The organism is Thiohalocapsa halophila (assembly GCF_016583825.1).
Taxonomy (GTDB): Bacteria; Pseudomonadota; Gammaproteobacteria; order Chromatiales; family Chromatiaceae; genus Thiohalocapsa; species Thiohalocapsa halophila.
The window spans coordinates 1-6,065 of record NZ_NRRV01000131.1; the positions used below are offsets into that span (position 1 = coordinate 1).

Below are 6,065 nucleotides of genomic sequence, written 5' to 3' on the forward strand. Positions count from 1 at the left end.
ACAGTGAAAACCGCATCAGCGGCCACGCATCAACCGCCCCGTGACGCCGCTCAACGGCTCGGCGACATCCGACATCACCGCGCCGACGCCACCGGCTGCGCCGGTGGCCGATCATGCTTCAGGGCTGCTCTGCCGCTGCTGCGGTGGACCTGCGGCACGCATTCAACTATCGTTGCTTGTTTGGTCGAATCGTGACTCGATCGTCGTCTCCATGCCGGTTGTTATCCGAGCTCAACACGCCCTCCAGCAACGGAGCTGCCCATGCCGTCCTTCGATGTTGCCGCCGAGTGCGACCTGCAAGAGGTTCGTAACGCCGTGGACCAAGCCAATCGGGAAATCCAGACCCGGTTCGATTTCAAGGGTGTAGATGCCAGCTTCGAGCTGACGCAGGGCAGCGCTCAGGCCACCGTGCAACTCCGGGCCGAGCAGGAACTCCAACTCCAGCAGATGATGGACATCCTGCGCCACAAGCTCGTCAAGCGGAAGGTGGACCTGGCGGCCCTCGATGTCGGCGAGCCTGTGACGACGTTGAATGCCGCACGCCAGGAGGTCGGTCTCAAACAGGGGATCGACGCCGACACCGCCAAGCGTATGGTCAAGGCCCTCAAGGCCGCCAAGCTCAAGGTGCAGGCGCAGGTCCAGGGCGAGCAGCTGCGCGTCACCGGCAAGAAGCGCGACGACCTCCAGCAGGCCATCGCGCTGCTCAAGGCCGAGGACTGGCAATTGCCCCTCAGCTTCACCAATTTCCGGGATTGAGCGGCCGCGGTGCGCACTGAAGCCGGCGGGGCCGATACCCATATACAGACATGATCAACACTGAGGCAACTCGAATGATGAAACGCTTTGCACTGACCGGCCTCGCCGCCTTGGCACTGATGGCGTCCGCTGCCGTCGCCGCCGACGAGTCCGCCACCATCCGGGCCGCGTTGGCCAAGGTGCTGCCGGACTTCAAGCCTACCAGCGTCAAGGCCACCCCGATGGAGGGCCTGTACGAGGTCGAAATCGGCCCGCAGGTGATGTTCGTCACCGGCGACGGCCGCTACCTCATCGACGGCGCCATCATCGATCTCGAAAGCCGGGAAAACATCGCCGAGCAGGCACAGGCGCGCGCCCGGCTGCGCTCCATCGAGCAGGTGGGCGAGGAGAACATGGTCGTGTTCGAGGCGCCGTCGCCGGAGCACACCATTACTGTCTTCACCGACATCGACTGCGGCTACTGCCGCAAGCTGCACGAGCAGATCCAGGCGTACAACGACGCGGGCATCAGCGTGCGCTACATGTTCTATCCCCGCGCCGGCGCAGACTCGCCTGCCTACGACAAGGCCGTCTCCGTGTGGTGCGCCGACGACCGCCAGGAGGCCATGACCCGGGCCAAGGCCGGCGAGAACATCCCGAAGCGCCAATGCGCGAATCCTGTCGCCGAGCACCGCCAGCTCGGCGAGCTCATGGGCATCCGCGGCACCCCGGCCATCGTGCTGGACTCCGGCGACATGGTCCCCGGCTATGTCGAGCCCAAGCGCCTCGCCGGTCTGTTGGAGCAGAGCGCCTCGGCGAACTGAGCAGGCTCGCCCGCGTAGCTCCCTCGCACGAGCGCCGCCCGTCGCTGCATTGGCATGAGCACGCCGGCGCTGGAGCTTGAATGGCGCAGCGAGCGGGGGCGTGTGCGTCGCCGCAACGAAGACGCCGTCACCTGCCTGACGGACATCGGCTTCGTCGTGGTGGCAGACGGCATCGGCGGGGCCAGTGCCGGCGACCTCGCGAGCCAGACGGCGGTGCGAATCATCGGCCAGCGCTTCGCGCGTCACCCGCCGCCGGTAAGCGAGTCCCGCCAGGCGGAGCTCTTTGCGGAGGCGGCCATCAATGAGGCCAACGCCGCCATCGGCGAGCTCGCCCAACATCGCCAGGACTCCTCGGGTATGGGCACGACGGTGGTCATGGGCTATTTCGGCAGCGCTTGGCTCATGTACGCCCATGTGGGCGACTCCCGGCTCTACCGGATGCGCGCAGGGGCGCTGAGCCAGCTCACCAGCGACCACTCCTTCATCCAGGAGGTGGTCGATCAAGGCTTCTTCCCGTCGTTTGATGCGGCGCGCGAGTACGGGATCAACGAGCACGTGCTCACCCGCGCCGTCGGCTCCGCGCCCTACGTGGTGGCGACGACGGCGGTCACCGACATTGCCGTCGGCGATATCTATCTCTTCTGCACCGATGGTCTCAGCGGCATGGTGTCGGACCAAGAGCTTGTTGACCTGCTGGATGCCAACGAGGGCGAGCTCGGCAGCGCCGCGGACGCCCTGGTGGACTCCGCCATGGACAACGGTGGTAGCGACAACATCACTCTCGCCTTGGTAAGGGTCAATACGGTGGTGCAGCGCCATGGCTCTGCACCGGCGTAATCGGACCCTTAGATCGCCGGGCCGTTGCATCGGCAGCCGGGAGCGCAGAATCCCCTTCGAGGTCCGTGTCCAGCCGGTCTCGGGCAGCCGGCGTCAGAGCATCCCCTTCAGCCGATAGAGCGCCTCCAATGCCGTACGCGGCGTGAGCTCGTCCGGGTCGAGCGCCTCCAGTGCCGCCAGCGCGGGATGCGGTGCCGGCGGCGCGAACAGGCTGAGCTGTGTCGGCGCGCTCGCAGCATCGTCGGGCCGGCGCGCTGCGGTGTCCTCCTCCAGGCTGCGCAGGCGCTCGCGGGCGCGCTCGATCACGCCCCGTGGCACGCCCGCCAGGGCCGCTACCTGCAAGCCATAGCTCTGGCTCGCCGGTCCCTCGCGCACGCTGTGGAGAAAGACGATGCGCTCGCCGTGCTCCACGGCATCCAGGTGCAGGTTGGCGATGCCGGCGTGCTCCCGGGGCAGGGCGGTGAGCTCGAAGTAGTGGGTGGCGAACAGGGTCAGCGCGCGCACCCGCGTCGCCAGCTCCACGCCGCAGGCCCAGGCCAGAGACAGGCCGTCGAAGGTGCTGGTGCCGCGGCCGATCTCGTCCATGAGCACCAGGCTCTGGTCGGTGGCGTTGTGCAGGATGTTGGCCGTCTCCTCCATTTCCACCATGAAGGTGGAGCGCCCGCCGGCGAGGTCGTCGGCGGCGCCGATGCGCGAGAAGATCCGGTCCACCGGGCCGAGACGCGCGGCCGCTGCCGGCACGAAGCTGCCGGTGTAGGCCATGAGCACGATGAGCGCCGTCTGGCGCATGAAGGTGGACTTGCCGCCCATGTTCGGGCCGGTGATCACCAGCATGCGCTGGCGCTCGTCCAGGCGCACCGGATTGGGGATGAAGGGCTCGGCGCCGCCCTGGCCCAGCATGCGCTCCACCACCGGGTGGCGGCCGTCGGCGATGTCCACGCCCACGGCGTCCACCAGCTCCGGCCGGCGCCAGTCCAGGGCCGCCGCCCGCTCGGCGAGGCCCGCCAGCACGTCCAGGGTCGCCAGGGCCCGGGCCAGGCGCTGAAGCGCCGCGATGGACTCGCGCAGGGTCGCCAATAGGTCCTCGTAAAGGGACTTCTCCAATGCGAGCGCCCGCTCCCGGGCGGATAGCACCTGGTCCTCGAAGCGCTTCAGCTCCGGGGTGATGTAGCGCTCGGTGCCCTTCAGGGTCTGGCGGCGCTGGTAGTCCGCCGGCACCTTGTCAGCATGGGTGCGGCCGATCTCGATGTAGTAGCCGTGCACCCGGTTGTAGCTGACCTTGAGCGCGGCGATGCCGGTGCGCTCGCGCTCGCGGGCCTCCAGCTCAAGCAGGAACTGATCGCCGTGCTCGGCGAGGTCGCGCAGCTCGTCCAGCTCGGTGGCGTAGCCGCGTGCGAGTACGCCGCCATCGCGGATCAGCGCCGGCGGCGTGTCTACAAGGGCGCGTATGAGCAGGGTGTGGGTGTCGGGATGCTCGCCCAGATCCGCGTCCAGCGCCGCCAGCAGTGCAGGCGCGGTGCCGGCGAAGTCGGCGCTGTCCATGGCGGCGTGCAGCGCCGGCAGCCGGGTCAGCGCATCCCGCAGTGCCGCCAGGTCCCGCGGCCGGGCGGAGCCGATGGCGATGCGGGCGACGATGCGCTCGATGTCGGCGATGGCCGCGAGCGTCTCGCGCAGCGGGGTGCGGGCGGCGTCCGAGAGCAGTGCTTCGACGGCATCGTGGCGGTCGCGCACGGCATCGGCGTCCCGCAGCGGGCGGCCGATCCAGCGCCGCAGCAGCCGAGCGCCCATGGCGGTGCAGGTGGCGTCCATCACCGAGGCCAGGGTCTGCTGCTCCGCCCGGTCCGCCTCGGCCCGGTCCGTGGCGGCCCGCAGCGGGGTCAGCAGCTCCAGGTTGCGGCGGGTGGCGGCGTCCAGGATCAGCGCGTCGTCGCGGCGCTCGGTGGTGAGACCCCGCAGGTGCGCGAGCTCGCTCTGCTGAGTATCCCGGACGTATTGCAGCAGGCAGCCGGCGGCGCCCACCGCCAGACGCAGGTCCGTGCAGCCGAAGCCCGTCAGGTCCCGGGTGCCGAACTGGCGGCAGAGCAGGCGCTCGGCGCTGTCGGCGTCGAAGAGCCAGGGCTGGCGGCGCGCCACACCGCCGCCGAAGCCGAGGCGCTCGGGCAGGTCGCTGGCCTCGGCGATCAGCAGCTCGGCGGGCCGCAGGCGCTCCAGCTCCGCCGACAGCGCCGTTAGGCCCGCGACCTCCAGCACCGTGAACCGCCCGCCGGCGAGCTCCAGCACGGCGAGGCCGAAGGGTGCCTGCCGGGAGTCTGGCGGACTCGGTGTTGAATTGGCCTCGGCCACGGCGCAGAGCAGGCTCTCGCGGCGGTCGTCCAGCAGGGCCTCGTCGGTGACGGTGCCGGGGGTGACCACCCGTACCACCTTGCGCTCCACCGGCCCCTTGCTCTTGGCCGGGTCCCCGAGCTGCTCGCAAATGGCGACGGACACGCCCGCGCGCACCAGCTTGGCGAGATAGCTCTCGGCGGCGTGATAGGGCACTCCCGCCATCGGAATGGGCTGCCCGGCGGACTGCCCGCGCTTGGTGAGCGTGATGTCCAGGAGCTGCGCCGCCCGCTCGGCATCCTCGAAGAAGAGCTCGTAGAAGTCCCCCATGCGATAGAAGAGCAGCATGTCCGGGTATTCCGCCTTGATGCGCAGGTACTGCTGCATCATGGGCGTGTGCTGGCTCGCCTGCTTCGGCGGCGCGGGCTGGGCCTGGCTCTGATCGGCGGCGTCGGGCATGGGGTAGGGTGATCTCGGGCGTTGCGATCTGCGGGGGAGGGCTGCGTGCACCGGGAATTGTACGTGCCTTGGGCGAGCTGCCGTGCGCACAATGGCGCACCCAACATCGGTCAGAAGGTGTCGGTGCGCCGGGGTTTCCGGGCTAGAATGGCAGGGCTATGCGCTTCAAACTCCCCCGCACCTACAAGCTGCTGCTGGCCCTCGCCGTGGTCGTCGGGCCTTTCTATTGGCTCATGTTCACCGAGGACGGCCGCCGGCGCAGCGATCTTTTCCTCCTGCACGTCCTGGGCAAGCCCGGGTTCAACATCGCCTATGACCGCCTAAGCGGCGCCGTCACCCGGGCCGATATCGAGGAGCAGTTCCCGAAGATCGACTTCCAGTGCGCCGAGCGCCAAAGCGCCCTCGGCGACAAGGTCTGCGGGGCGGAGATCGCGTCATTCAACGGCCTGCCGGCGCGCCGAGCCCTGTTGCACTATGGTGCGGGCCGACTCACGGCGCTGCGGCTCGATTACCGCCCGCAGTACCACCGGCTGCTCGCGCAGTCCCTGCGCAACGGGCTGGGAGAGCCGACGCAGGAGGCCGGCGGCAGCACCCTGCGCTGGCGGGCCGAGGGCGGCACCATCGTGCTGCCCGCAAAGCCGCCGGAAACCGACGCCAATGCGGCACTGATGTGGGTCGCCCCTGCGCTCACGGGCGATTATTAAGCATCGGCGATGAAATACGGTGACGGTATACTCAATGAACGGGAGGTGCCGTCTTTGAATAAAAAAGGTAATCCCCCGGCTTTGCCGGGGTGACAGTAGCAGTTTGACATTTGCGGGAGTCCATCGGAGACACTCCGTTCGTGAGCCGCCAAGCACACGACTGTGGAGAGTCCCGATGGACAAG

At 68.7% G+C, this 6,065-nt stretch carries 6 protein-coding genes; 5 read left to right on the forward strand and 1 reads right to left on the reverse strand.

The window, feature by feature from the left end; translation table 11 throughout:
- The 4 genes from CKO31_RS26550 to CKO31_RS25065 all read left to right on the forward strand — a co-directional run.
- On the forward strand, window positions 1–195 hold a 195-nt coding region (locus CKO31_RS26550; protein ID WP_207148112.1), incomplete at its 5' end, for a hypothetical protein.
- Between the two features lie 66 nt (window positions 196–261).
- Window positions 262–756 (forward strand): YajQ family cyclic di-GMP-binding protein, encoded by a 495-nt coding sequence (locus tag CKO31_RS25055; RefSeq protein ID WP_200243325.1) that lies wholly within the window; start codon window positions 262–264, stop codon window positions 754–756.
- Window positions 757–830: 74 nt separating this feature from the next.
- Entirely contained in the window at window positions 831–1,559 is a 729-nt protein-coding gene (locus CKO31_RS25060; RefSeq protein ID WP_200243327.1) for a DsbC family protein, read from the forward strand.
- Window positions 1,560–1,613: 54 nt separating this feature from the next.
- Window positions 1,614–2,396 (forward strand): PP2C family protein-serine/threonine phosphatase, encoded by a 783-nt coding sequence (locus CKO31_RS25065; RefSeq protein ID WP_200243329.1) that lies wholly within the window; start codon window positions 1,614–1,616, stop codon window positions 2,394–2,396.
- 93 nt (window positions 2,397–2,489) lie between these two features.
- On the opposite strand, the gene mutS is transcribed toward CKO31_RS25065, so the two are convergent.
- A complete protein-coding gene (gene mutS / locus CKO31_RS25070) occupies window positions 2,490–5,177 on the reverse strand; it encodes a DNA mismatch repair protein MutS (protein ID WP_242475683.1) in 2,688 nt (895 codons plus the stop codon).
- 158 nt (window positions 5,178–5,335) lie between these two features.
- On the opposite strand from mutS, the gene CKO31_RS25075 reads away from it, so the two are divergent.
- Window positions 5,336–5,881: a hypothetical protein gene (locus CKO31_RS25075; RefSeq protein ID WP_200243332.1), complete on the forward strand. Its 546-nt coding sequence runs from the start codon at window positions 5,336–5,338 to the stop codon at window positions 5,879–5,881.
- Window positions 5,882–6,065: the final 184 nt, after the last annotated feature.

Bases quoted from the DNA above. Each gene is read 5' to 3' on its own strand.
- CKO31_RS25065 (WP_200243329.1), top strand. From the start codon at position 1,614: ATGAGCACGCCGGCGCTGGAGCTTGAATGGCGCAGCGAGCGGGGGCGT.
- CKO31_RS25060 (WP_200243327.1), top strand. From the start codon at position 831: ATGATGAAACGCTTTGCACTGACCGGCCTCGCCGCCTTGGCACTGATG.
- mutS (WP_242475683.1), bottom strand. From the start codon at position 5,177: ATGCCCGACGCCGCCGATCAGAGCCAGGCCCAGCCCGCGCCGCCGAAG.
- CKO31_RS25075 (WP_200243332.1), top strand. From the start codon at position 5,336: ATGCGCTTCAAACTCCCCCGCACCTACAAGCTGCTGCTGGCCCTCGCC.
- CKO31_RS25055 (WP_200243325.1), top strand. From the start codon at position 262: ATGCCGTCCTTCGATGTTGCCGCCGAGTGCGACCTGCAAGAGGTTCGT.